The sequence below is a fragment of the Azospirillum sp. 11R-A genome (genome assembly GCF_049472615.1).
Classification (GTDB): domain Bacteria; phylum Pseudomonadota; class Alphaproteobacteria; order Azospirillales; family Azospirillaceae; genus Azospirillum; species Azospirillum palustre.
The window spans coordinates 39,283-61,691 of the sequence record NZ_JBCEBL010000038.1; the positions used below are offsets into that span (position 1 = coordinate 39,283).

19 protein-coding genes, 1 pseudogene and 1 riboswitch are annotated in these 22,409 nt (G+C 67.7%); of the genes and pseudogenes, 9 read left to right on the plus strand and 11 right to left on the minus strand.

The window, feature by feature from the left end; genetic code table 11:
* Positions 1-7: 7 nt before the first annotated feature.
* Positions 8-1,372, plus strand: a complete 1,365-nt coding sequence (locus VH569_RS32000) for an aspartate aminotransferase family protein (RefSeq protein ID WP_423320925.1) — start codon at positions 8-10, stop codon at positions 1,370-1,372.
* 240 nt (positions 1,373-1,612) lie between these two features.
* Here the strand turns inward: VH569_RS32000 and VH569_RS32005 are convergent, their stop codons facing one another.
* Positions 1,613-3,178: a methyl-accepting chemotaxis protein gene (locus VH569_RS32005; protein ID WP_423320927.1), complete on the minus strand. Its 1,566-nt coding sequence runs from the start codon at positions 3,176-3,178 to the stop codon at positions 1,613-1,615.
* Between the two features lie 124 nt (positions 3,179-3,302).
* Positions 3,303-4,037 (minus strand): substrate-binding periplasmic protein, encoded by a 735-nt coding sequence (locus VH569_RS32010; protein WP_423320929.1) that lies wholly within the window; start codon positions 4,035-4,037, stop codon positions 3,303-3,305.
* A gap of 319 nt (positions 4,038-4,356) precedes the next feature.
* Between VH569_RS32010 and VH569_RS32015 the strand changes: the two genes are divergently transcribed.
* Positions 4,357-5,346, plus strand: a complete 990-nt coding sequence (locus VH569_RS32015) for a BMP family ABC transporter substrate-binding protein (RefSeq protein WP_423320930.1) — start codon at positions 4,357-4,359, stop codon at positions 5,344-5,346.
* Positions 5,337-7,010, plus strand: a complete 1,674-nt coding sequence (locus tag VH569_RS32020) for a sensor histidine kinase (protein WP_423320931.1) — start codon at positions 5,337-5,339, stop codon at positions 7,008-7,010. The genes VH569_RS32015 and VH569_RS32020 overlap by 10 nt, the downstream gene beginning before the upstream one ends.
* A 29-nt stretch (positions 7,011-7,039) precedes the next feature.
* Here VH569_RS32020 and VH569_RS32025 read toward each other — a convergent pair whose 3' ends face one another.
* Positions 7,040-9,106 (minus strand): putative bifunctional diguanylate cyclase/phosphodiesterase, encoded by a 2,067-nt coding sequence (locus VH569_RS32025; protein WP_423320933.1) that lies wholly within the window; start codon positions 9,104-9,106, stop codon positions 7,040-7,042.
* A gap of 30 nt (positions 9,107-9,136) precedes the next feature.
* On the opposite strand from VH569_RS32025, the gene VH569_RS32030 reads away from it, so the two are divergent.
* Positions 9,137-9,322 (plus strand): hypothetical protein, encoded by a 186-nt coding sequence (locus VH569_RS32030; protein ID WP_423320934.1) that lies wholly within the window; start codon positions 9,137-9,139, stop codon positions 9,320-9,322.
* Positions 9,323-9,421: 99 nt separating this feature from the next.
* On the opposite strand, the pseudogene VH569_RS32035 reads toward VH569_RS32030, so the two are convergent.
* Positions 9,422-9,694: pseudogene (locus VH569_RS32035) on the minus strand (transposase); the annotation flags it as partial.
* A gap of 197 nt (positions 9,695-9,891) precedes the next feature.
* Positions 9,892-10,026: a hypothetical protein gene (locus VH569_RS32040; RefSeq protein ID WP_423320935.1), complete on the minus strand. Its 135-nt coding sequence runs from the start codon at positions 10,024-10,026 to the stop codon at positions 9,892-9,894.
* A 550-nt stretch (positions 10,027-10,576) separates the two neighbouring features.
* On the opposite strand from VH569_RS32040, the gene VH569_RS32045 reads away from it, so the two are divergent.
* Complete coding sequence (locus VH569_RS32045) at positions 10,577-11,998, plus strand: cation-efflux pump (protein ID WP_423320936.1); 1,422 nt, start codon at positions 10,577-10,579, stop codon at positions 11,996-11,998.
* Positions 11,999-12,055: 57 nt separating this feature from the next.
* Here the strand turns inward: VH569_RS32045 and VH569_RS32050 are convergent, their stop codons facing one another.
* Complete coding sequence (locus VH569_RS32050; protein ID WP_423320938.1) at positions 12,056-12,190, minus strand: hypothetical protein; 135 nt, start codon at positions 12,188-12,190, stop codon at positions 12,056-12,058.
* Between the two features lie 147 nt (positions 12,191-12,337).
* Here VH569_RS32050 and VH569_RS32055 point away from each other — a divergent pair, with 147 nt between their 5' ends.
* Genes VH569_RS32055 through VH569_RS32065 form a run of 3 tightly spaced genes read left to right on the plus strand, consistent with a single transcriptional unit; the run spans position 12,338 to position 15,229 of the window.
* Positions 12,338-13,429 carry an iron ABC transporter substrate-binding protein gene (locus VH569_RS32055; RefSeq protein WP_423320939.1) on the plus strand — a complete coding sequence of 364 codons (1,092 nt, stop codon included), beginning with the start codon at positions 12,338-12,340 and terminating at the stop codon, positions 13,427-13,429.
* 1 nt (position 13,430) lies between these two features.
* Positions 13,431-14,438 (plus strand): FecCD family ABC transporter permease, encoded by a 1,008-nt coding sequence (locus tag VH569_RS32060; RefSeq protein ID WP_423320940.1) that lies wholly within the window; start codon positions 13,431-13,433, stop codon positions 14,436-14,438.
* Complete coding sequence (locus VH569_RS32065) at positions 14,435-15,229, plus strand: ABC transporter ATP-binding protein (protein ID WP_423320942.1); 795 nt, start codon at positions 14,435-14,437, stop codon at positions 15,227-15,229. Before VH569_RS32060 ends, VH569_RS32065 begins: the two co-directional genes overlap by 4 nt.
* Before the next feature lie 52 nt (positions 15,230-15,281).
* Here the strand turns inward: VH569_RS32065 and VH569_RS32070 are convergent, their stop codons facing one another.
* From VH569_RS32070 to VH569_RS32090, 5 genes are all read right to left on the minus strand, one after another.
* Positions 15,282-17,456: a TonB-dependent receptor gene (locus VH569_RS32070; protein WP_423320944.1), complete on the minus strand. Its 2,175-nt coding sequence runs from the start codon at positions 17,454-17,456 to the stop codon at positions 15,282-15,284.
* 146 nt (positions 17,457-17,602) lie between these two features.
* Entirely contained in the window at positions 17,603-18,436 is an 834-nt protein-coding gene (locus VH569_RS32075; RefSeq protein WP_423320946.1) for a (2Fe-2S) ferredoxin domain-containing protein, read from the minus strand.
* Positions 18,433-19,476: a FecCD family ABC transporter permease gene (locus VH569_RS32080; RefSeq protein ID WP_423320948.1), complete on the minus strand. Its 1,044-nt coding sequence runs from the start codon at positions 19,474-19,476 to the stop codon at positions 18,433-18,435. Before VH569_RS32080 ends, VH569_RS32075 begins: the two co-directional genes overlap by 4 nt.
* Positions 19,473-20,459, minus strand: coding sequence for an ABC transporter substrate-binding protein (locus VH569_RS32085; protein ID WP_423320950.1), 987 nt, complete (start codon positions 20,457-20,459; stop codon positions 19,473-19,475). The genes VH569_RS32080 and VH569_RS32085 overlap by 4 nt, the downstream gene beginning before the upstream one ends.
* Positions 20,456-21,280 (minus strand): ABC transporter ATP-binding protein, encoded by an 825-nt coding sequence (locus VH569_RS32090; protein ID WP_423320952.1) that lies wholly within the window; start codon positions 21,278-21,280, stop codon positions 20,456-20,458. The genes VH569_RS32085 and VH569_RS32090 overlap by 4 nt, the downstream gene beginning before the upstream one ends.
* 123 nt (positions 21,281-21,403) lie before the next feature.
* Positions 21,404-21,637: riboswitch (cobalamin riboswitch) on the minus strand.
* 261 nt (positions 21,638-21,898) lie between these two features.
* Between VH569_RS32090 and VH569_RS32095 the strand changes: the two genes are divergently transcribed.
* Positions 21,899-22,354: a DUF2946 family protein gene (locus VH569_RS32095; RefSeq protein WP_423320969.1), complete on the plus strand. Its 456-nt coding sequence runs from the start codon at positions 21,899-21,901 to the stop codon at positions 22,352-22,354.
* The last annotated feature ends 55 nt before the right edge of the window (positions 22,355-22,409 follow it).

A 22,409-nucleotide genomic window follows, 5' to 3' on the forward strand; every position in this document is an offset into this window, starting at 1 on the left:
CGACACGATGCAGCCCGACCGTTCCGAAGGCGACGTCAATCTTGGGCCGCGGCGGGCACGCTGGATGGCGGACGCACTCGGCCCCAAATCCCGGGCGCTGGTGGACCGCGATGCCGGTGCCTTTCTGAGACAGTCCCTGTCCACCCCCTGCCTGTCGGCGATCCGCCGGGCCGAGGGCATCTGGATCGAGGACATGGACGGCCGCCGCTTCATGGATTTCCACGGCAACAGCGTCCATCACATCGGTTACGCCCACCCAAGGCTGCTGGCGGCGCTGAAGGCGCAGATGGACGATTTGTCCTTCGCGCCGCGCCGCTTCGCCTGCGAACCGGCGGCGGAGTTGGCGGAGCGGCTGGCCGCAATCGCTCCGACCGGTCCCGGTAGCCGCGTGCTGTTCGCGCCCGGCGGGTCGGAGGGGATCGAGATCGCGCTGAAGTTGGCCCGCGTCGCAACCGGCCGCTTCAAGACCGTCTCCTTCTGGGACGCCTTCCACGGCGCCGGTTTCGGTGCGTCCGGCGTCGGCGGCGAGGCGCTGTTCCGCTCCCATGGAATCGGGCCGCTGCTGCCGGGGACCGAACATGTGGCGCCGTTTGCCTGCGCCCGTTGTCCCTATGGCTTCGACCCCGCCCCCGGCGGCGGTCCCGACCTCGACGCCTGCCGGATGACCTGCGCGCGGATGCTGCGCTATGTGCTGGAAAAGGAGGGGGACGTGGCAGCCGTGGTGGCGGAGCCGGTGCGTGCCGTGCCCTATGTGCCGCCTCCCGGCTTCTGGGCGGAGGTGCGGCGGGCCTGCGACGCGGCCGGCGCCCTGCTGATTTTCGACGAGATCCCGACCGGCCTCGGCAAGACCGGCAGCCTGTTCAGCCATGAGCCGTTCGGCGCAACGCCGGACATCCTGGTGCTGGGGAAGGCGCTCGGCGGCGCCATGCTGCCGCTGGCCGCGGTGATCGCCCGTCCCGGACTGGACGTTGCCGCCGACCGTGCGCTCGGCCACTACACCCACGAAAAGAACCCGCTGCTCGCCCGCGCCGGCCTGACCACCCTGGACATCGTCCGGGACGAGGGATTGGCGGAGCGCGCCGCGACCCTGGGCGCCCATGCGCTGGATCGCCTGCGCGAACTGACCGCGGCCCTGCCGGGCATCGCCGGCATCCGCGGCGCCGGGCTGCTGATCGGGGTGGAACTTGCCGACCATGACGGTCGCAGCGGGGCCGACCGGGCGGAGGCGGCGTTTTATGCGGCACTGGCTGCCGGTGTCAGCCTGAAGATCTCGCAGGGAACGGTTTTGACCCTGTCCCCGCCCATGATCATCGAACAGGCAGATCTGGATCGGGCTCTGGCAATCGTCGCCCGGGCGATCGCATCCGCGTGATGATATTCACGATAATTTTCAACAGCTTAGGCAACAAATCCATCGCATCGCTTGCCGATCCACACGGATTAAGGCTCTCCCCTCTGCTCGTCAGAGGAAGTGGCGGCATGCCATCGACAGCCTCACGGCCGGCTGCCGGAACCACCGGCACCGCGCGCACATAAGCGCCCCGCAATATCGCCGTGGGCCGTCTTCGCGCCTCATCGGGAACCTCATGAACTCGGCCTGCAGTCCGCGCGCTCAGCCAGCCTGCAACGTCCCGACAAAGCGGTCGACCTGCGTTTGGAGTTCATGGACGCTGCGTTCCAGCTCCTGAATGCCGCCATGCAGGGTCGCAGCCGCGGTGCCGTTGCGTTGCGCGGAGCCGGCAACGGCGTGAACGTTCAGACGCAGGCGCTCGGTCCCCTGGGCGGCCTGCTGGACGGCACGGCTGATTTCCGTCGTCGCCGCGTTCTGCTGTTCGACGGCTGCCGCAATCGACGCGCTGATGCTGTTCAACTGGTCCATGACGCGCGAGATATCGCCGATCTTGCCGGCAGCATCCCCGGTCGATGCCTGGATCGCTCCGATCAGGGCGGAAATCTCTTCCGTCGCCTTGGCGGTCTGACCCGCGAGATTCTTCACCTCGGTTGCCACCACCGCGAAGCCCTTGCCGGCCTCGCCCGCCCGGGCCGCTTCGATGGTGGCGTTCAGCGCCAGCAGGTTGGTTTGCCCTGCGATGGAGGTGATGAGCGTCAGGACGTCTCCGATCCGCCCGGCATCGCCGACGAGCCGGTTCATGAGATCGACCGTGGCGGCGACCTGCCGGCTGGCGCCCTGCGATTCGGCCTGCGAGCTTTGCGCCTGGATGGAAATCTCGCGGATTGATGCGGCCAATTCCTCCACGGCCGCGGCCACGGTCTGCACGCTGCCGCTGACCTCCTCCGATGTATGGGCGACGGTCTGGCTGACCGTGGCGTTCTCGCCGGCGCCGGCGGCCACCTCGCCGACCGACAGGCCCATGGACGAGGACGTCCTGTTGACGGCCGTCAGCAGGCGTCCGACGTCGCGGTCGAAGGTTTCGGCGACCGAGGCCAGCGCGTGCTGCCGCTGCCGTTCGGCTTCCTCACGCAGGCGCAGCTGCCCGGCTTCCAGCCGGCGCCGCTCGATGGCGTTTTCCCGGAAGGTCTGTACGGCGAAAGCCATCTTGCCGACCTCGTCCTCCCGTCCGGTGGCCGGAACGTCGACGTTGGTTTCGCCGGCGGCAAGTGCACTCATCACGCGGGTCATCTGGGCGATCGGACGGGTGACGGTTCGGACGATGGCGCCCAGGACGCCGCAGATCACCAGGACCGACAGCAGAGCGGCCAGCGCGATGACCGCCGTGGTCGTGCGGATGTCGTCCTGGATGCGCTGGGTCGACAGCCTGACCTGGAGCGTTCCGATCTCCGTCGCTTTCGCGCCCTCGCTGCGAGTCACGGGCGCATTGCCCACGATCCCGGCCTCGGACTGCGAGACCGTGGCGCCGTGCGAGGCGAAGACCTTGCCATCCTTGTCCTTGATGGAACTGCCGACATAGTCGGGATCGGCCGACAATGCTGCAAGCAGGGCCGACGCCGCATTGCCATCCATGTTCCACAGGGCCTCGCCAGCCCCCCCGGCAAGAGCCGTCGCGATCATCTGCGCCCGCTCCGTAAGCCCGTTGCGGGCAACGGCCATGTTCATGTAGGCGACGCCTGTCATCGCGGCGAGGGCAAGAGCGACGAAGAGGGCGGCGATCGGAAACAGAACGCGGACCGTAAGATTGCGGCGGTAGAATCCGAACATCGCTACTCCTTTTGACCCGGCAGTCCCGGCGACGCCGGGACCCCGTCCATCATCTTCGGGACTGCACCCATCTCCGGGATCGCCCCATCTCCAGGATCGCAGTGGGGCTGACGGGCGGATGCCGCTATTGCGCGAGCGCCGACAGGTGCTGTTTCTGGAGGGTGCCGATGTCGATCTTCTTCAGCCCTTCGGCGAAGATCGCAGCCCACTTCTGCCCTTCAGGTTTGGTGTTGAAGGCGACGTGCAGCGTCTTCGCTTCGAGGACAGGGCCGAATTCGACCTTGTCCTGAAGAGGCTTCAGTTCTGCGGTGTTGCGCATCAGGTAGGAGAAGACATAGCGGTCGATCTCGGCCGCCTCGATCCGGCCGGCGGCGACCTTGCGGATGTTGGTGGTGTCGTCCACCACCGCTTCCGGCTTCAGGCCGTTTGACGCGATGGCGTCACCCACCGGCTTGGCATTCACATAGCCATTGACCACGCCCAGCTTGAGGCGGGCCAGCCCGGAGGGGGTGGCGTCGGCGATTTTGGCACCGGCCGGAACGATCAGGCCGAGCGGGCTGTCCCCGATTGGGCCGGAAAGGGCGAAGCCATCGAGATCCGCCGGATATTCCGGGAAATACCCGACCACGCCGGGCTCTTCCTTGGCGCTGTGGACGGCGCGCTGCCAGGGCAGCACCTCGATGCTGACCGTATGTCCCATCGCCTTGAAGGCTTCGCGGACCACGATGCTGGAGAAGCCATTGTCCGGCAGGGAGCCGGAGTAGGGGGGCCATTCCAGGGTCGTCAGGCGAACCGTATCCGCCTTGGCTCCGGCGGCCGACGCCAGGACGGTGCCGGCCAGGATAAGAGTGAGACCCATCAGTCTTCCAATCACGGCAATACTCCTTGGGCGGCCAGACCTCGGACCCGATACAGGGCAGCAGGTTGGAGAGACACGGTGTGAAATGCGCTACGGCAATGTCGATTCCGCACCATTAACTGCCCGTTACCAATATAAGCCTTATGAATGTTTTCACGGAAAATTCATTGTTCGCTTGTTGTTCGAACTCAAGCGGCGCTTATTGAATTCATCTTTCATTTTTATTGAGAATTACTCTAAACCGTCATGAAATATTCATTCTGACGCAAAGCACGTCTGCGACAGTACCGCCAGATCGGTCCTGACGAGGTGAAGCCCGGTGCCTTTCCTGCTGATCCTGCTGTTTGTCGTGGCGATGGTTTCACCCGGCCGGGCCGAAATTCCGACGGACCGCCAGTTCGCCGTCATCTTCAACAACACCAAGACGGACGGCGGATTCAACGAGCTGGCCCTGCGCGGCCTGCAGCGCTTCAAGACCGAAACCGGCATCGATGCGCGGGAGAACATCATCCGCACCGAGGAGGAGAGCGTCCGGTCGATGCGGAATTTTGCGCATTATGGAATCCGCAACATCCTGCTGATCGGCTTCGTCAATGAAGGCGCGGTTTCCACCGTGGCGCGGGAGTTTCCGGATGTGCACTTCACCCTGATCGATGGCCGGGTCGATCTGCCGAACGTGCGCTCCGTCCTCTTCCGCGAGGATGAGGCCGCTTATCTGGTCGGCATGGCGGCGGGATTGGCAAGCGGCACCGGTACGGTCGGCTTCATCGGCGCGATGCCGATTCCGCCGATCAAGCGCTTCGAATGCGGGTTCGTCCAGGGTGTGATGGCGACCCGGCCATCGGTCCGGCTGCTTCGCCGCTTTCTCGGCAGCGAAGCGAACGCGTTCCGCGACAGGGACGCTGCGCACAGCATGGCGGAGCAGCTGATCGCCGACGGCGCCGACGTCACTTTCGCCGCCGCCGGTTATGCCGGGATCGCCGTGCTGGAAACGATGGCGGCAGCCGGGCGTCTGGGGATCGGCGTGGACACGAACCAGAATGGCCTGTTTCCCGGCCATGTCCTGACATCGGCGCTGAAACGGGTCGACGTCGCCGCCTATCTTGCCCTGAAGGATGCGCATGAGGGCAGATGGACCGCCGGCGTGCAGTATCTCGGGCTGGCGGAACACGGCGTGGATTGGGCGAGGGACGAGGCCAACGCCAGCTTGGTCGCCGGCCTGGCGCCCCGGCTCGAAACTGCGGCGGCGGAGATCGCTGGCGGATCGCTGGCCGTGCGGCCAGCCGAAGCGGTCGAATCATGCCGCTGAATTGGATGCCGCAAGTCGGCCGGAAGCATCCTCCACGATTGAATCGGTTCTTTTCCGGCGCTTTCGCGCGGATCGGCGCCGGATTCTCGGAAAGCCTGATGGCGCGGACCGTCGGGATGATCTGCCTTCCCCTGCTGCTGGCGGTCGGTCTGGCGGTGGCGGTTGCGATCAGCTTTTCCAGTCGGGACGCCCAGACGGCGCTGGAGGCCAGGGCCCGGCAGACGGTTGCTCTTCTGGCGGGCGGGGTCGGCGACGCGCTGTGGAACGTTGACCGGGTTGCGGCACAGGCAATCCTGCGTCCTCTGTCGGAGGACCCTGACTTCGTCGGAGCGCTCATCATCGAAAGTGGCGGTTCGGTTTTCCTCCGGTTGGGGGATGCCGGCCCATCGCGCAGTGGGCTGATCGTGGAACAGGTTTCCCTGATCAGACCGGCCGCAGGCGGACAGGCCGGGGGGCAACGGATCGGGCAGCTGCAGCTTTACCTGACGACCGCGCGTGCGGCGCAGATCATCAACAGCCGGGCCTGGGCCATCGCCTTGAGCGGATTGGGTCTGCTGGCTGCGGTGTGCAGCCTGCTGGCGGTCATTGTCCGTGGCGTCACTTTGCCCATCCGTCAGATGACCGACGGTATGGCGGTGTTGGCGGCCGGACGGGTCGATCTGGAGATTCCGCGGGTCGACCGCCGGGACGAGGTCGGACGGATGGCGGCGGCGCTCGGCACCTTGAAGCAGCATGCGGCGGAGCGACTGGAGTTCATCGAGCATCAGGCCCGCCATATGGAGTTGATAGAAGAGATCGTCACCAGACGCACCGAGGAACTGAGCGCTGCGCTGGAAACCTTGAAGCGGGCTCAGGACGAGCTGATCCGTTCCGAGAAGCTGGCGGCGCTGGGCGGCATGGTCGCCGCCATCGCGCATGAGATCAACACGCCGATCGGGAACGGCCTGACGGTCGCGACGACGCTTTCCGAGAAGATCACGGAATTCCAGGCCATTCTGGAGGGGAAGGAGCTGCGCCGTTCAGTCATCCGGGACTATTCCGGCAGCTTCGGCACGGCCAGCCAGCTCCTGGTCGGCAATCTGCTGCGTGCCTCCGAGCTGATCGGCCGGTTCAAGCGGGTGGCCGTCGACCAGACGGGGGAACTGCGGCGTCGGTTCGAGCTCGACGTCGTCTGTGGCGAGGTCGTCGCCATGTTGCGGCCGACCTACAGGCATTCCTCGGTATCCCTCGACCTGAAACTGCCTGCAGGGGTGGTGTTGGACAGTTTCCCGGGGGCTCTCGGCCAAGTGCTGACCAATCTGATCACGAATGCCATGATCCATGCCTTTGCCGACGCGACGGTGCCGGGGACGATCGCCATCGCCGCGGTGCTGGAGGAGGATGGCCGGCACGTGACCCTGACGGTTGCCGACGACGGGGCGGGCATTGCGGCGGCGGTTCTGCCGCGGATCTTCGACCCGTTCTTTACGACCAAGCTCGGGTCGGGCGGCAGCGGGCTCGGTCTGCATATCGTCTATGCGATCGTCATGCGGGTTCTCGGCGGGGTGGTGGCGGTGGAGAGCCGGATCGGCCAGGGGACCCGCTTTTCGATGGTCCTGCCGCTGGTGGCTCCGCGACAGTCCGGGCATGACGCCGCCGAAGAGGCGGTGGCCATGCCGTCCTGACCTGACCGGTCCCGGCCTGGGCTTGCGGGTCAGGCTACCGTGGCGGGCCGATGGACCGGCGCACTGTCCAGAATCCAGCGCTCGAACTGCTGCGCCGGCATCGGCTTGGCGTAGAGATAGCCTTGCGCGGCGTCGCAGCCGAGCGACCGCAGGATATCCTCCTGCTCGGCCGTCTCGACCCCTTCGGCGAGGACGGTCATTCCCAATTCGTGACCGACCTTCACGATGGTCGCAGCGATGCTGCGGCTTTCGGGGACAGTGCCGAGGTCTGTCACGAAGGAGCGGTCGATCTTGAGAACGGAGGCCGGGAGCTGCTGCAGCCGCGACAGCGACGAGTAGCCGGTGCCGAAGTCGTCGATGGCGATGCTGAAGCCCATGCCGCGCAGAGTCCGGACCGTCGCGAGAACCTGATCGTTCTCCATGGCGTGGCTTTCGGTGATCTCCAGTTCGATGTCGCGCGGCTCGGCGTTGCAGGCGGAGAGGATGCGGCCGGCGCTGCGGACGAAGCTTCCATCCCGCAACTGCCGCACCGAGACGTTGACTGCCATGCGAAGCCGACCGACAGCACCGTCGCGCCAGTGGACCTGATGCAGGCAGGCCTGCCGCAGAACCCACTCGCCGAGGCTGAGGATATGGCCGGCATCCTCGGCGACCGGGATGAACTGGTCGGGCCTGACCCAGGTTCCTTCCGGCAGCTGCCAGCGCAGCAGGGCCTCGCTGCCGAAGGCGATCCCGTCCGACAGGGCGATCTGCGGCTGGTAGACAAGCGAGAATTGTCCGTTGGCCTGTGCCTCGGCAAGGCGGCTGACCAGCGAGAGCCGCCCGCTCAGTTCCTCCTCCATCGCCTGGTCGAACCGCAGGATGCGGCCACGTCCACCGCGCTTGGCTCCCTTCAACGCCATCCCCGCCCGGCGGACCAACCGATGGACGTCCGGTTTCAGGTCGTCGGCCAGGACATAGCCGCCCGATATGCGGATATCGATGGGGTGCCCGTTGATCGTGAAGGGATCGACGAAGCACAGTTCGATTGCCCGGACCAGATCCCGGTGATCGAGCGGCTGTTTCAGCGAGACCAGCACTCCGAACATGTCGCTGGCGATCCGGCTGACTGCATGCTGGTCGCTGAACACCGAGCACAGACGGTTGGCAACCGCCAGCAGCAGCCGGTCGCCTGTCTCATGCCCGAGACCGTCGTTCACCGACTGGAAATGGTCGAGGTCGAGGAGAAGGACCGTCAGCACGCCGCTCGATGCGGACTGGCGTGCGATCCGCTTGCCGATCTCTTCCAGGAACAGGGTGCGGTTGGGCAACCCCGTCAGCGTGTCGTAGTAGGCGAGCGACCGCACATCGTCGAGCAGGGAAACATTGTCGAAGCCGAGTGCCACATTGGAGCAGAAGACTTCCAACAGACGCCGGACGTCCGGCCCGATCTCCCGGCCGGTTGCGACATAGATGGCGAGATCGTCCCCGGACTGGCCGGGAATATAGAGCACCGTGACGCCGTCCAGGTAGACGCTTCGTTTTTCTTCCAGTGCCGAAGCGATCAGGGTGCGCAGCGGCTCGTCTTCAACATGGCTGAGACGTGTGCCCGACAGATGAAGGAAGGGACCGGCCGCCGCCAGGATGAGCGGTTCCCCGCCATCGCCGATCCTGGCTGCCGTCGATGGTGCGACACGGGCGAGGACGAAACCGTTCGCCTCGACATCGAGAAGGCCGCTGAGTTGCAGCAGGATACCCTCGCAGAAGGAGCGCAGGGAACTGCGGCGGAACAGCCCTGCCGAGGCTGCGATGATCCGCTCCAATCCCTTGCGGCTCAGTTCCAGCGCGTGGATATGGCTGTAGGCGCGCAAGGCCGTGAAAAGCGATGTCAGCAGCCGGTTGCGCGTCATCTCCGACTTCGTTCTGTAATCGTCGATGTCGTAATCGCGGATCACCGCCAATTCCGGCGCGTAGCCCGGCTGGCCGGTGCGGAGGATGATCCGCACTGCGGTCAGCTTCAGTTCCTCCCGGATGATGCGGACCAGCTTCAATCCGGCATCCGGCGTCTCCATCACGACATCAAGAAGAACGACGGCGAAATCGCTATCCTCCCGCAAAATGGCATAGGCTTCCTCAGCGGATTTCGCATGGGTCAGCTCCAGTCGGCGACCAAGGATTTCCAGATCGTGAAGCGAGTACTTGGTCGATGCATGAACGATATCGTCATCATCGACCAGCAACAGACGCCATGCCCGCCCTGTCGCCACGTCACCGATCTGGCCGTCATCTTCGATTACATCAAGTACGTCGTTATCAGTGGATGCTTCCATTGATGACCGCCTGGATCCCACCTGTTCCAACCGTGTCAAATTATTACCTCGGAAGGCGTGGGATCATTGCGGATTCATGAATATCATGTGACGGCGATCGAGGCGGAACAGCAGGTTGTAGTCTAGCTGCTCCATCAGCCGGCGTTCCGAGCGCACCGAGCAGAAAGCCTGGGGCAGCAGCGCCCGCAGCAGCTTCTCCGGCGGGATCGACGGCCGCCCGATCTTGGAGTACAGACCCTCGAAGGCCGGCGACATCATCTCCAGCGCTTCATCCACGATGGCCCGGATCGCTCGTAGCGGGTGATTGGCCGGAACCCGCACCTCGCAGCTTACGTAGCTGAAAAGACCATCGCTGCGTTCGTCCGAGCCCCGCAGCGTCCCCTCGTCGGTCGCATTCTCAACGGCCGGAAAGAATCACGACCGCCCGCCCAAGCAAAGCCTTTCCGCGGCCTGCTAACGTCGATGAAGCCACCGCCCGCCAGCTTGAGGAACGGGACGTACAACAGCACGGTGGCAAGCGCCGCCAGCACGACACGCAGGAGAATGGCTGCCCCGGTGCCGAACAACAGGGCCTAGCGCGCCTGCAACGGTGGCAACCCACGGCAGGCAAGTGCGATGACCACGGCATTGTCGCCACTCAGCAGAAGATCGACGAAGACGATCTTGACCAGTGTGGACAACGCGCCGAACTCGCTGTCGAGCGGCATGCTGAGAACCTCGGACGATAGCAGGCATTGAGGCACCAGGCAGGCGTGGCGAACTGGATCGTCGAGCTTCCATCTGCGTGTGCTGTTCGGCCAATGCCGTCACTTTCGCCGGAGGAGAACATCGGCCGCGAATGAATACATCTTCATGAACTGATTTTAAAATTCAGACGCTATACAGTATAGCATCAAGAGCCATCGCAGTCCTTGTCGCCGCCGGCAAAATTTGACCGTGTCGCTTTTATGAAGAGCGAAGGAACGGGCGCTCCCGCTCTTGATCTTGCGCGGCCGGGGGAGTAGAGGGGCGACATCGCCACCGCATGATCGATCCTGTCCGCCCGACCGGCCGGGCCGGTGGCCGGATCGAAAAGGCAAGAGATGGACAGCCCCAGAAGTCGATCTACTCCCATACTCTTGAGGACGCCGTTCGCGGACTGATCTCTTGCAGAGGTTCACCCGCGGCCCGTCGTCTTCGAACCGATCAGAGGAGCACCATGGTGACGCTCCTCGCCAGCCGGGCTTCTATGCGCCGACGCCCCCGGGGGAGACGAGAATGAGCAGTGAAAAGGAAACCGTGGCGCTCGGCTCCATCCTGGCCAGCGGGGCGATGACGGTCGGCAAGTTCGGCGTCGGGCTGTCCACCGGCAGCCTCGGACTGTTGTCGGAAGGGCTGCACAGCCTGCTCGACCTGGGTGCCACGGTGATGACGTGGTTCGCCGTGCGGATCAGCGACAAGCCGGCGGATGCCGGGCACCCCTACGGCCACGGCAAGATCGAAAGCGTCGCTGCATTGGCGGAGACCGGGCTGCTGTTCCTGACCAGCGCCTGGATCGCCTACGAGGCGGTTCGCCGGCTGATCGACGGCGGGGTCGAGGTCGAGGCGACCTGGTGGTCGGTCGCGGTGGTGGTGGTCTGCATCGCCGTCGACGCCTACCGTGCACGCGAACTGTCGCGTGTCGCCAAGGAAACCCGCAGCCAGGCGCTGGAAGCCGACGCGCTGCATTTTTCCTCCGACATCCTGAGTTCGGCGGTCGTGCTGGTCGGGCTAGGGCTGGTGTGGCTGGGCTATCCCAAGGGCGATGCGCTGGCGGCCATCGGCGTGTCGGTCTTCGTCTGCCATGCCGGCTATCAACTCGGCCGGCGGACCATCGACACGCTGATCGATGCGGCACCGGCCGGCACCGCGGAGCGGGTCGAGGCGGTGGTGAGGGATATGCCGGGCATCGCCGGGGTCCAGCGCGTGCGGGTCCGCCCGGCCGGCAGCGTGCTGTTCGTCGACCTCGACCTTCTGGTCGGACGGACCCTGACGCTCGACGCCGCGGCAGCGCTCCGCGAGCGGGCAATCGGGGCCGTCCAGGCCGAGATGCCCGAGGCCGAGGTGACCGTCGCCACCCATCCGCTGGCGCTCGACGACGAGACGGTGATGGACCGGGTGGCGGTGCGCGCCGCCGGGCTGGGGCTGGCCGTCCACCATGTCACCGTCCAGCGGGTGAACGGGCGCCTTGCGGTCGGTTTCGACCTGGAGGTCGACGGCTCGCTGCCGGTCGAGGCGGCGCATGCGCTGTCCTCGCGGCTGGAGGATTCGATCCGGGAGGAACTGGGCACGGACATCGAGGTCGAAAGCCATATCGAGCCGTTGCAGGAGAATGGCCTGACCGGGGTGGATGCCGAACCCGACCTGCTGCGGGCCATCGGGGCGCATCTCTCCGCATCCCTTCCGATGGCCGGTCCGTTGCGGGACATCCACAATCTGCGGGTTCGCCGCAGCGCCGCCGGTCTGGTCGTGACTTTCCACAGCCATGTGGCGCCCGGCACCACCGTGGTGGCGGTGCACGATGCAATCGACGCCCTGGAACGCGATCTGCGCAGCCGCTGGCCGGACATCGTCCGGGTCATCGGCCATTCCGAACCCGATCACGATGAACGGCCTGTGCCCGGCAAACCGCAGGCCGAGAAGGCGGCGGGTGCAGCGTGATCGGACCGTTCTGAATCCGCAGAGGCAACCGGCCATCCGGAACGCGGCCCGGCCCCGTCAATCGTCGTCCGGCGGCGCCGGGATCATCGAGCGGAGCTGGTCCTTGGCGTCCTCGTCGCTCAGCGCCGGGGCGGCATTGGGGTCGTCCGGCGGGTCCATCGCATGGACGAAGGATGGAACCGCCAGCGTCACGCTGGATGGCTTTACCCGTCACCGTCGCCTGGGTGATCGTGTCGGGAAAGAGCGGGCCGCCACCGCTCAACTCCATTGGCCTATGGACGACGGGGCGACGAGCCCCCATCGTCTTGGGCCGACACATGTCCACCATCCGGAGCGATCATGCGGCCCGGTCGTGCCAAACCATTTCGCCCCCGGCTTGCCGTGCTTTGGCTGAGCTTCGGGCTCTTTCCTGGAGTCTGTGCCACACAACCCATTGCCCAGCCCATTGCTGCGGCGCAGGAGTCGGTCGTCGATTCGGCCGGTCGTCGGGTCGCCCTGCCGCCCCGCGTCGAGCGGGTGTTTCCCGCCGGTCCGCCTGCCTCGGTCATCGTCTACATGCTGGCGCCCGAGAAGCTGCTGGGCTGGACCCGCGCCATCAGTCCTCCGGAGCGTCCGTTCCTGCCGGAAGGATTCGCCGATCTGCCGGAACTGGGGCGGCTGACCGGGCGCGGCAACACCGTCAACCTGGAAGCGGTCGTCGGCGCCCGGCCGGACATCGTCCTCGACATCGGCAGCACGGCTCCGACCTTCGTGTCGCTCGCGGATCGCGTTCAGGAGCAGATCGGCGTGCCGACCGTGCTGATCGACGGGCGGCTGGCGGAATCGGCCGGGACCTTCCGGACCGTGGGCAGGCTGCTCGGCGTGCCGGAGCATGGGGAAAGGCTGGCCCGCTACGCCGAGGAAACGCTGGCCGAGGTGCGCCGGCGCATGGAGAGCATTCCCACGGACCGGCGGCTGAAGGTCTATATGGCGCGGGGACCGCGCGGGTTGCAGACCGGCATCCGCGGCTCGATCAATGTCGAGGCGCTCGACGTCGCCGGGGTGCGCAACGTCGCTGCCGAAGCGCTGGGCGACGGCGGCATCGTCAATGTTTCCATGGAGCAGGTGCTGGCGTGGCAGCCCGATGCCATCGTCACCATCGACCGCGGCTTTTACGACAGCGTGTGGACCGACCCGCTGTGGCAGGGCGTCAAGGCGGTGCGCGAACGGCGTGTCTACCTGTCGCCGGGACTGCCCTTCACCTGGGTCGATTCGCCGCCCTCCGCCAACCGGCTGCTCGGTCTGCGCTGGCTCGGCAAGGTGTTGTACCCTGACATTTTCCCGGAAGACCTGCGTGAGGAGACGCGACGCTTCTATGCCCTCTTCTACCACCGAGCACCGGACGACCGGCAGATCGACGACCTCCTCGCCGGTTCGCGCCCGCCGGGGTGAGATGCCTTTCGCCCTGGTGCTGGGGGGTGTCGCCGCCGTGCTGCTGGCGGCTGTACTCGTCGCCTTCCATGTCGGCGCATTCCCCGTGTCGCCGGGCGAAATCGCGGCACTCCTTTGGGCGAAGGCGACGGGAGCTTCGATGAGTGTCCCGCGCACGGTGGAGACGGTGATCTGGGAAATCCGCGGGCCGCGCGTGCTCGCCGCCATGCTGATCGGCGCCGGGCTCGCCGCGTCGGGTGCCGCCTACCAGGGGCTGTTCCGCAACCCGCTGGTCTCGCCGGACATACTGGGGGTCTCGTCGGGGGCGGCGCTGGGCGCGGTGCTCGGCATCTTCGCCTCGCTTCCGGTGATCGCCATCCAGGGGCTTGCCTTCGCCGGGGGGCTGGTGGCGGTGGCGGCGGTCTATGGGCTCGCCTCCGTCGTGCGCGGGCGGGATCCGGTGCTGGTCCTCGTGCTGGGCGGGGTGGTCATCGGCGCCCTGCTGGGATCGGGCGTCGCCCTGCTCAAGTATCTTGCCGACCCGTACAACCAGCTGCCGGCCATCACCTTCTGGCTGCTCGGCAGCCTGTCGGCGGTCAACCGCGCCGATCTTGCCGCACTGGCGCCGCCGGTGGCGGTGGCGCTGGTTCCGCTGGTGCTGCTGCGCTGGCGGCTGGATGTGATGACGCTGGGCGATGAGGAGGCCACCTCGCTCGGCGTGTCGGTGCGCATCGTCCGTGCCGTGGTCATCGCGGCGACGACGCTGATGACCGCCGCCGCCGTTTCCGTCGCCGGCATCGTCGGCTGGGTGGGGCTGCTGGTGCCGCATCTCGCCCGGCTGATGGTCGGGCCGGCGTTCGTGCGCCTGCTGCCCACCGCCGTGCTGCTGGGGGCGGCCTATCTGCTGGCGGTGGACACGCTGGCGCGCGGGATCGGCCGGGTCGAGCTGCCGCTGGGGGTCCTGACCGCGGTGATCGGCACGCCGGTGTTCCTCTGGCTGCTGGCCTTCGGCCGCCGGGGCTGGTTATGAGCGCACGGCTTGCCGTCGAGGACCTGGCCTTCGGCCATGGCGAGCGGACCATCGGCGCCGCCGTCGGGTTCGCCGTGGCGGCCGGGCAGGTTCTCTGTCTGCTCGGCCCCAACGGTGGCGGCAAGACGACGCTGTTCAAGACGATCCTCGGCCTGCTCCCCCCGCATGGCGGCCGCATCCTGGTCGATGGCGAGGATGTCGGCGGCTGGAACCCGCGCCGCCGCGCGCTGGCCTTCGGCTATGTGCCGCAGGCCGGCGCCGGGCAGTTTCCCTTCAGCGTCGGCGAGATGGTTCTGATGGGCCGCACAGCCCACCGCGGCCCGTTCGCCGCCCCGTCCGCCGGCGACCATGATGCCGCCGGGGCTGCGCTGGACCGTCTTGGGATCGCCCATCTGGCCGGGCGGGACTGGCTGCGCATCAGCGGCGGCGAGCGGCAACTGGCGCTGATCGCACGGGCGCTGGCCCAGGCGCCGCGCGTGCTGGTGCTGGACGAACCGACCGCCAGCCTCGATTTCGGCAACCAGCTGCGGGTGCTGGAGCAGGTGCGCCGGCTGGCCGACGAGGGAGGTCTTGCGGTCGTCTTCTCCACCCACCATCCCGAGCATGCCTTCGCCGTCGCCGACAGCGTGGCCCTGCTGCACGATGGCCGGCTCGCCCGTTTCGGCCCGCCGGCGGACGTGATCACCGCGGAGATGATGCGCGAGGTCTATGGCGCGGAGGTGGATGTGCTGCCGGTCGGCGATGCCGGCATGCGCGTGTGCGTGCCCCGTGGTCTGCACCGCAGGGCGTGACGGGCAGGGGACGCCCGGTTCCGGCGATCGGACCGGGCGGAATGCCGAGGGGTCAGAAGGTCATCGAGAAGGCCAGCTCCGCCAAGCGCGGACGGCCGAGCACCCAGCTGCCGGTGCTTCCGGCCACGGCATAGACCTCGTCGAACAGGTTGAAGGCGCGCAGGCTGAGCTTGGTGTTGTCGGTCGGCCGGTAATCCAGCCCGGCATTGACCACGGTGTAGGAGGGCCGGACGCTGGTGTTGGCGGCGTCGGCATAGGTCTTGCCGACATACTGCACGCCGGCCCGCACCTCCCAGCCCGGCAGGAAGGCCCAGTTCGCCCAGACATTGGCGGTGCGCTCCGGCACGCCGGTCGGCACGTTGCCGGCGTAGGACACAGCGCGGCCCGACACCGTCTGGGTGAAGTCGTCGTATTTCGCCCGCAGCAGCGCGCCGTTCATGTCCACCCGCACGCCTTCCCACAGGCCGAGCGACAGGGACGCCTCCAGCCCGCGCGAGGATTGCTGCCCGACCTGCACCGTCACCGCCGGCTGGTTGGGGTCGGTGGTCAGCAGCTTGTCCTTGACGATGCGGTAGGCGGCCAGCGTCCACTCGCCACGCCCTTCGAGGAAGGATTGCTTGATGCCGATCTCGATCTGCCGGCCGGTGGACAGGTCGAAGTCCTTCTGCGTCGGCGACAGCGAGATCAGATTGCCGACCGGGTCGACCGCGGTGGCGTACTGGCCATAGAGGGCCAGACCGGGAACGACCTCGTACACCGCGCCGGTCCGCCAGCTTGTGGCGCGGAAGTCCTTGCTGTAGGCGGTTCCCGCCACCAGATCCCAGCGTTCGACGGTGGGGGCGTCGTAGCGGATGCCGCCGACCAGCGACAGCTGCGGCGTCACCGCCAGCCGGTCCTCGGCGAACAGGGAATATTGGCGGGTGCGCGACCGGCTGCGCGGGGAGGTGCCGGCGCTGTTGAGGAACAGGCCGGGCGCCGGGTCGAACGGATCGACCGTGCTCGACCCGCCATAGGGCGAATTGTTGGTGTGCTTGAATTCGATCCGGTTCAGGTCGAAGCCGCCGACCATCTCGTTCTTCATGCCGAAGACGCTGTTGCGCCAGGTCGCGTCGAAGCGGTCGCCGACCTGCCGCTGGTCGTGGTAGATCTCGATGTAGCTGCTGCGCTGGATGCTCCGGGTGGCGGCATTCCAGGCGTAGCTCTCCACATCCTTCCAGTGGCGGTGGCTGGTCAGGTGGTAGGCGGTGTTGCGCAGGGTCAGCGCGTCTGACACCGCCCATTCGGTCTTCAGCTGGGTCCAGTTGTCGCGATAGCGGATGTCGCTGTCGGCCACGTTGAAGTTGCGGTGCCGCAGCGCGCGGTCGAGGCTGCCCGCGATCAGCGGGGTTCCGAAATACTCCTGCGGCTGCTGGTCGCCATAATCGTTGGACAGGGTGACGGCGAGATCCGGTGTCGCCTGGAGCTTCACCGCGCCCGATAGCGCGAGAGTCTTCGTGTCGCCGCGATCCACCCAGCCGTTGGAGCGGTTGCCGCTGGCGTCCAGCCGGTAGGACAGCTTTTCCCCGACCGGACCACCGCTGCCGAAGGCGGCGCGCCGGGTGCCGTCGGTGCCGATGGCGACGGTCGCCTCGTTGTGGAAATCGGTGGTCGGGCGCTTGGGCACCACATTGACCACGCCGCCGATGGCGCCCTCGCCATAGAGGACGGAGGCCGGACCGCGCAGCACCTCGATGCGTTCGGCCGACCAGGCGTCGAACGGGAAGGTGACGGTGCCCGACCCGACATAGAGCCGCGTCCCGTCATAGAGCTGCATCACCGAGCCGTGGCCGGCGAAGCCGCGCGTCGCCAGCGACGATCCGCCGTTGCCGGGAGCCGCCAGCGAGGTGAAGCCGGTGGCGTTCTGGGTGACGGCCTCCGTCACGCTGGTCTGGCCGCGGTCGCGGATGGTCCGGCCATCGATTACCTCGACGCTGGCCGGGGTTTCCAGCGGCGTCAGGCCGAGGCGGCTGCCGCCGGTGTTCGGCCGGTCGAGCGACAGCCCGGCGGCAGCGTCCGCCGCCCGGCCGGTGACGGTGACCGGGTCCAGAGTGACCGGCGGTTCGGTTTCGGCCGCTCCGGCCGTTGCGGGTCCGAAGGAAGCGGCGACCAGGAGCAGCGTCGCCAGCGAACCGGAGCGCTGGCGATTGTGTCGGCCGGAGATGATGCGGGCAGGATAGGCAGGAAGCATGGACAATTCCTCAGGATGGAAAAGGACGAGGGACGGCATTCCGCGAAGTCGGTGCTTCGCGGCTGACGGGAGTGCGGGGTGCTGGGTGGACGGCGCCGTTCGGTTGAGATGGAAAAATCGGACGGCCGGAGATCAGGGAGGCCGGATCACCCCATGGGGTCGTCCTCCGCCCGCTCCGCCGGGCGATTGCGGTGGAGGATGTCAGCGGCGGGCGGGGCGTCGGACAGCAGGTGGCCGGCGACGATGCGGTCGATCTTCGCGGGCGTCAGGTCGCCGTACCAGACGGCGTCGGGCTGGACGACCAGCAGCGGTCCGCGGTTGCAGGGATAGAGGCAGCTCGTCCGCGCGCACATCGCCCGGCGCGGACCGGCGTTCAGGGCGCGGTGCCCTTTCATCGCCGCGCGCAGATGCTGGTACAGCGGCTCGGCACCGCGATGCAGGCAGCGGGCGCCGACACAGACGAAGAGCTGCCGGCCATGTTCGGGGATGGCCGACCAGCCGGGTTTGCCGAGGCTGGGCTCTGTTTTGCGGACATCCTGTGCAGAGGCGTCCGCCGGCTTGCCGGCGATGGAGCTGAGGGCGATGCGGTCGAGGGCGGCGGGCAGGTCGAGCGCGCTTTCCACCGGCGGCGCCAGCCGGACGGCCATCGCGGTGCCGGCCATCGCGGTGCCGGTCGTCATGGCCCAATGGCTGAGCGCGCCCGGCAGCCACGCCGACAGGCTGGGATCGGCCGGAACCATGGCGGGAATGACCAGGGCCTCGGTCACGCCGTCCCGCTCCAGATCCGCAAGCACGCCGGGCAATGCGGGGCCGGACAGGTCGGCATGAGCGGTCGCCACCGTGACAGTTTCACCGCGCGCCGCGTGCCGGGCGGCCAGAGCCGATGCGAGCGCCTTCAGGGTCTGCCCATGGTCGAAGGACGCGCGCCCGTAAAGGACGATGGCGCGCCTGGATGGCGGGTTCGCCGGGGATTGCGTCATGGCGTGCCTCTCCGCCGCATGAGCCACAGGAAGAAGGTGCCGCCGACCAGTGCCGTGACGATGCCAACCGGAATCTCGCGCGGGGCGAACAGGGATCGGGCGACGACGTCCACCCACAGCAGGAGCAGCGCCCCGCCCAGCGCTGCCACCGGCAGCAGTGCCCGCAAATGTCCGCCGACCAGCATCCGCGCGATGTGGGGCACCACCAGCCCGACGAAGCCGATGCCGCCGCAGGCCGACACCAGCGCCCCGGTCATCAGGGCGGTGACGAGGAAAAGCTCCAGCCGCAGGCGGCCCGGATCGGTGCCGAGCGAGCGGGCCGCATCGTCGCCCAGGGCCAGCGTGTTGACAGTCTCTGCCCGCAGCCATAGCCACAGCAGCCCGCCGACGACCAGACCGGCCGGAACGGGCAGCACGCTCCAGCGCGCGGTGCCGAAGCCGCCCATCATCCAGAACAGCGCGGCGTCGGCGCCGCGATCCGTCGCCATGACGATCAGGACATTGGTGACGGCGTGCAGGATGAAGGCGACGGCGACACCGGTCAGCACCAGACTTTCGCCGGTCACCACGCCGTCGCGCCCGCGTGCCGCGGCGAAGACGGTCAGCATCGCCGCGAGCGCGCCGAGGAAGGCGGCGGCCGGCAAACCTAAGCCAGGCAGACCCAGCATTCCGGCGACCGCGCCGGCATAGAGCAGAACGGTCACCGCCCCCACCGAGGCGCCGGCCGATACGCCGAACAGATAGGGGTCGGCCAGCGGGTTGCGCGTCAGCACCTGAAGCACGGCCCCCACCGCCGCCAGCCCGGCGCCGGCCAGCGCGCTCAGCAGAACGCGCGGCACCCGCAATTCCCAGACGATATTGCGCTCGGCCCGGCTGGCGTCGGCGGGCGGGGCCAGTGCCGGCCACAGCTCGTGCATGACGACCGCCCAGACCTTCGGGATGGGGACGCGGGCGGCGCCGAAGCCGACGGCGGCCACCACGGACAGGGTCAGCACGGCGGCCAGCAGCAGCGACAGGCCCAGCAGGCGGGAGCGGTTCATGGCGTGAAGCGCTCCGGGTGCAGGGTCCGCGCCATCCGCTCCAGCGCCTCGACATTGCGGCTGGAGGGCGTCTGCTCGGCATAGGTCAGCACGATGAACTGCCGTTTGCGCACGGCCTCGACGTCGGCCAGCTGCGGTGCCGAGGTCATGTGGTGGATGGTGTCCTCGGCCGGGATCCGGTGGGCGCTGACGATGATCCATTGCGGATCGCGCCGCACCATCTCCTCCCAGCTCACCCGGACATAGCTGTCGGGGATGTCGTCGAAGATGTTGCGCCCGCCGGCCAGCTCCATCAGCAGGCTGGTCATCCCTTCGCGCCCGACCGACAAGGGGGCCGCGTCGGTGTGGCACTGGTCGCAATACATCACGCGCGGCCGGTCGGCGGCGCCGCCGACACGCTCGGTGACGGCGGCGACCCGGCGGCGGAAATCGGCGACCATGGCCTCGGCACGCTCCGTCACGCCGAAGATGGCGCCCAGCGCCAGCAGATCGGCATAGAGCGTGTCCATGCCGATCGGCTCGCGCGGGCCGATGCGGATGCAGCTTTCCCGCAGCGTGTAGGTCGCCACGCCCATCTCCGCCAGCCGGGCCGGGGTGAGGCCGCGCGCCTCGTTGAAGCCATAGCTCCAGCCGGCGAACAGGAAGTCGGGATTGACGGACAGCACCGCCTCCAGTGTCGGCGAGCGGTCGGGCAGCCGGGGCAGCGCCGCGACCACGCCCGGCGGAGCGATCAGCCGGTGCTCCACCCCCTCGATGCCGGAAACGGCGACCAGCCGGCCGGCGAGGCCGAGGTCCAGCATGGTCTGCGTCATGTTGGTGTCGTGGACCATCAGCCGCTTCGGGGCTGCGGCGAAGCGGGCGGTCTCGAAGCAGTTGGCGACCTCGACCGGATAGGATTGGGCGAGGGCGCCGCCGGCTTGCAGGGCGAGGGCCATGGCGAAGACCGGAGTGAAAGGCGGAACGCCGCGGAGAAAACGTCTCATCGTGATGGCTCCGTCAGGGGCGACAGGTCGATGCGCAGCCGGCCGTCCTGGGGGCGGCGGTCCACCGCCGCAGCGACGCGGTAGACGGCGGTCAGCCGGTCGGGGGTCAGCGCGTCCTCCGGCGTGGCATCGGCCTGGAGCCGTCCGTCGGCCAGCAGTAGGAGGCGGTCGCACCAGCGGGCTGCCAGCTCGATGTCGTGCAGCGTCGCCACCACGGTGATGCCGAGCGAGCGCACGAGATCGAGCACGGCGAAGCGGTGGTGGATGTCCAAATGGTTGGTCGGTTCGTCGAGCAGCAGGATGCGCGGACGCTGGGCCAGGGCGCGGGCGATCATCACCCGCTGGTGCTCGCCGCCCGACAGCTGTTCGACCGCCCGCCCGGCCAGCCCGGACAGTTCCAGTCGGTCCAGGGCGTCCTCGACGATGGCGCGGTCCTCCGACCCGGCCCCGGCGAAAGGGGAGCGGCGGTGGGCCAGCCGTCCCATGCCGACCACGTCGCGCACGGTGAGGCCGAGCGCGGCGGTGGAATCCTGCGCCTGGAGTGCCAGCCGGCGGGCCAGTTCGACCGGCCGCAGGGCGCGCGGATCGTCGCCGTCGATGAGGACCCGGCCGGCGGACGGGGGTTGCAGGCCGGCGAGGCAGCGCAGCAGCGTGGTCTTGCCCGAGCCGTTGGGCCCGAGAATGCCGAGTATTTCTCCGCCGGGAACCGAAAAGCCGATGTCCGACAGGACCATGCGGCCGGCCAGCCGGCAGCCCAGCCGTTCCACCGCGATGGCTGGGGGAGGGAGCGATGCCTCTGTGGGGAAGGGCGCTGACGCCATCCGTGCTTCCTGTCTTTGCGGACGGGGAGGCATGGCGGACGTCTTGCGGATCATGCGACGCGACCGGAGCGGAGTCCGGGCACACGCATGGCAAGCGTTCCACCGGGACACCCCGCCCGAGGACGTTTCGTTGTGGTGCTGGCAGGTCTCCTGGCTTGCGGGTCGTCGCCGTTCCGTCGGGCCTTCCCAGCGCCGATGGGCGCCAGTGGCTTGAAATGACGGTACGGCTCGCCGCTCACAGTTGCGGGGGCAGCCCCGGCCTCACCGCATACCCCTTCGCAGGGTCGGCGGCTCACCGGGTTCCCTCTTAGCTTCCGGCGGCGAACCGCCGGAAGAACCAGAACCGGGACCATTCATGAGCGACGCGGCGCCCCCGGTCAAGCTTTGCGAACGAACGAGAGCATCGAAGAGTCCACATCGGAAATTTAATGTTATAACGTTACATATCGTGTCGTCGTGCGACCTGCAAGGAGAAGTTCGCCGTCGGATCTGGGCGTCGAATCCGGGGCCTGCGGGAAAATGCCGCTGATCCCGAGTGCGGCACTTCGGCTAATGTGCTGCACCCAATGCGTGCGATTGCACGCGCGATGGGCAAGATGGATCGACGCACGGATCGGCATGAGCGGGACCCAGGACAGACTGCGACCCACGCGACGGGCCGGCCTTGCGGCCGGTGCGATTGCGCTGCTGTTGCAGGTCGTCGCCTGGGCCTGGATGCCCGCCGTCATCGCATCCGCCAATGCGGCCAAGAGCAGCCGGATCGTCATCTGCACGCCGGATGGGTTCAAGACCGTGGTTATGGACGACCACGGAATGGCAGGCGATCCGGCAGGCGACGAGAGCGATTCGGCGCAGAACGATTCGGGCCAAGGCGATCTGCTCCAAGGCGATCTGCTGATGTCGGGCGGTTCCTGCCCGCTCTGTCCGCTGATCGGCGGATTGGCGATGCCGCCGCCGGATCTGCGGATGACGCGCGCGTCGGTCGGGCGCCACAGCCCGGAAGTCTTGCCCGGCGACGTGATCGCCGCCGGCTGGTTCCTCTCCACCCTCCAGGCCCGCGCGCCACCGGTCTGAGGCCGGAATTGCGGGATCGCCGCGCGGGATGTCCCGCGCGGCGATCCGCCCTTGC

Excerpts from the sequence above, each read along its gene's own strand:
- VH569_RS32000 (WP_423320925.1), top strand. The coding sequence starts at position 8 with ATGCAGCCCGACCGTTCCGAAGGCGACGTCAATCTTGGGCCGCGGCGG.
- VH569_RS32005 (WP_423320927.1), bottom strand. The coding sequence starts at position 3,178 with ATGTTCGGATTCTACCGCCGCAATCTTACGGTCCGCGTTCTGTTTCCG.
- VH569_RS32010 (WP_423320929.1), bottom strand. The coding sequence starts at position 4,037 with ATGGGTCTCACTCTTATCCTGGCCGGCACCGTCCTGGCGTCGGCCGCC.
- VH569_RS32020 (WP_423320931.1), top strand. The coding sequence starts at position 5,337 with ATGCCGCTGAATTGGATGCCGCAAGTCGGCCGGAAGCATCCTCCACGA.
- VH569_RS32030 (WP_423320934.1), top strand. The coding sequence starts at position 9,137 with ATGGGTCAGCTCCAGTCGGCGACCAAGGATTTCCAGATCGTGAAGCGA.
- VH569_RS32040 (WP_423320935.1), bottom strand. The coding sequence starts at position 10,026 with ATGCCGCTCGACAGCGAGTTCGGCGCGTTGTCCACACTGGTCAAGATC.
- VH569_RS32045 (WP_423320936.1), top strand. The coding sequence starts at position 10,577 with ATGAGCAGTGAAAAGGAAACCGTGGCGCTCGGCTCCATCCTGGCCAGC.
- VH569_RS32055 (WP_423320939.1), top strand. The coding sequence starts at position 12,338 with ATGCGGCCCGGTCGTGCCAAACCATTTCGCCCCCGGCTTGCCGTGCTT.
- VH569_RS32060 (WP_423320940.1), top strand. The coding sequence starts at position 13,431 with ATGCCTTTCGCCCTGGTGCTGGGGGGTGTCGCCGCCGTGCTGCTGGCG.
- VH569_RS32065 (WP_423320942.1), top strand. The coding sequence starts at position 14,435 with ATGAGCGCACGGCTTGCCGTCGAGGACCTGGCCTTCGGCCATGGCGAG.
- VH569_RS32070 (WP_423320944.1), bottom strand. The coding sequence starts at position 17,456 with ATGCTTCCTGCCTATCCTGCCCGCATCATCTCCGGCCGACACAATCGC.
- VH569_RS32075 (WP_423320946.1), bottom strand. The coding sequence starts at position 18,436 with ATGACGCAATCCCCGGCGAACCCGCCATCCAGGCGCGCCATCGTCCTT.
- VH569_RS32080 (WP_423320948.1), bottom strand. The coding sequence starts at position 19,476 with ATGAACCGCTCCCGCCTGCTGGGCCTGTCGCTGCTGCTGGCCGCCGTG.
- VH569_RS32085 (WP_423320950.1), bottom strand. The coding sequence starts at position 20,459 with ATGAGACGTTTTCTCCGCGGCGTTCCGCCTTTCACTCCGGTCTTCGCC.
- VH569_RS32090 (WP_423320952.1), bottom strand. The coding sequence starts at position 21,280 with ATGGCGTCAGCGCCCTTCCCCACAGAGGCATCGCTCCCTCCCCCAGCC.
- VH569_RS32095 (WP_423320969.1), top strand. The coding sequence starts at position 21,899 with ATGAGCGGGACCCAGGACAGACTGCGACCCACGCGACGGGCCGGCCTT.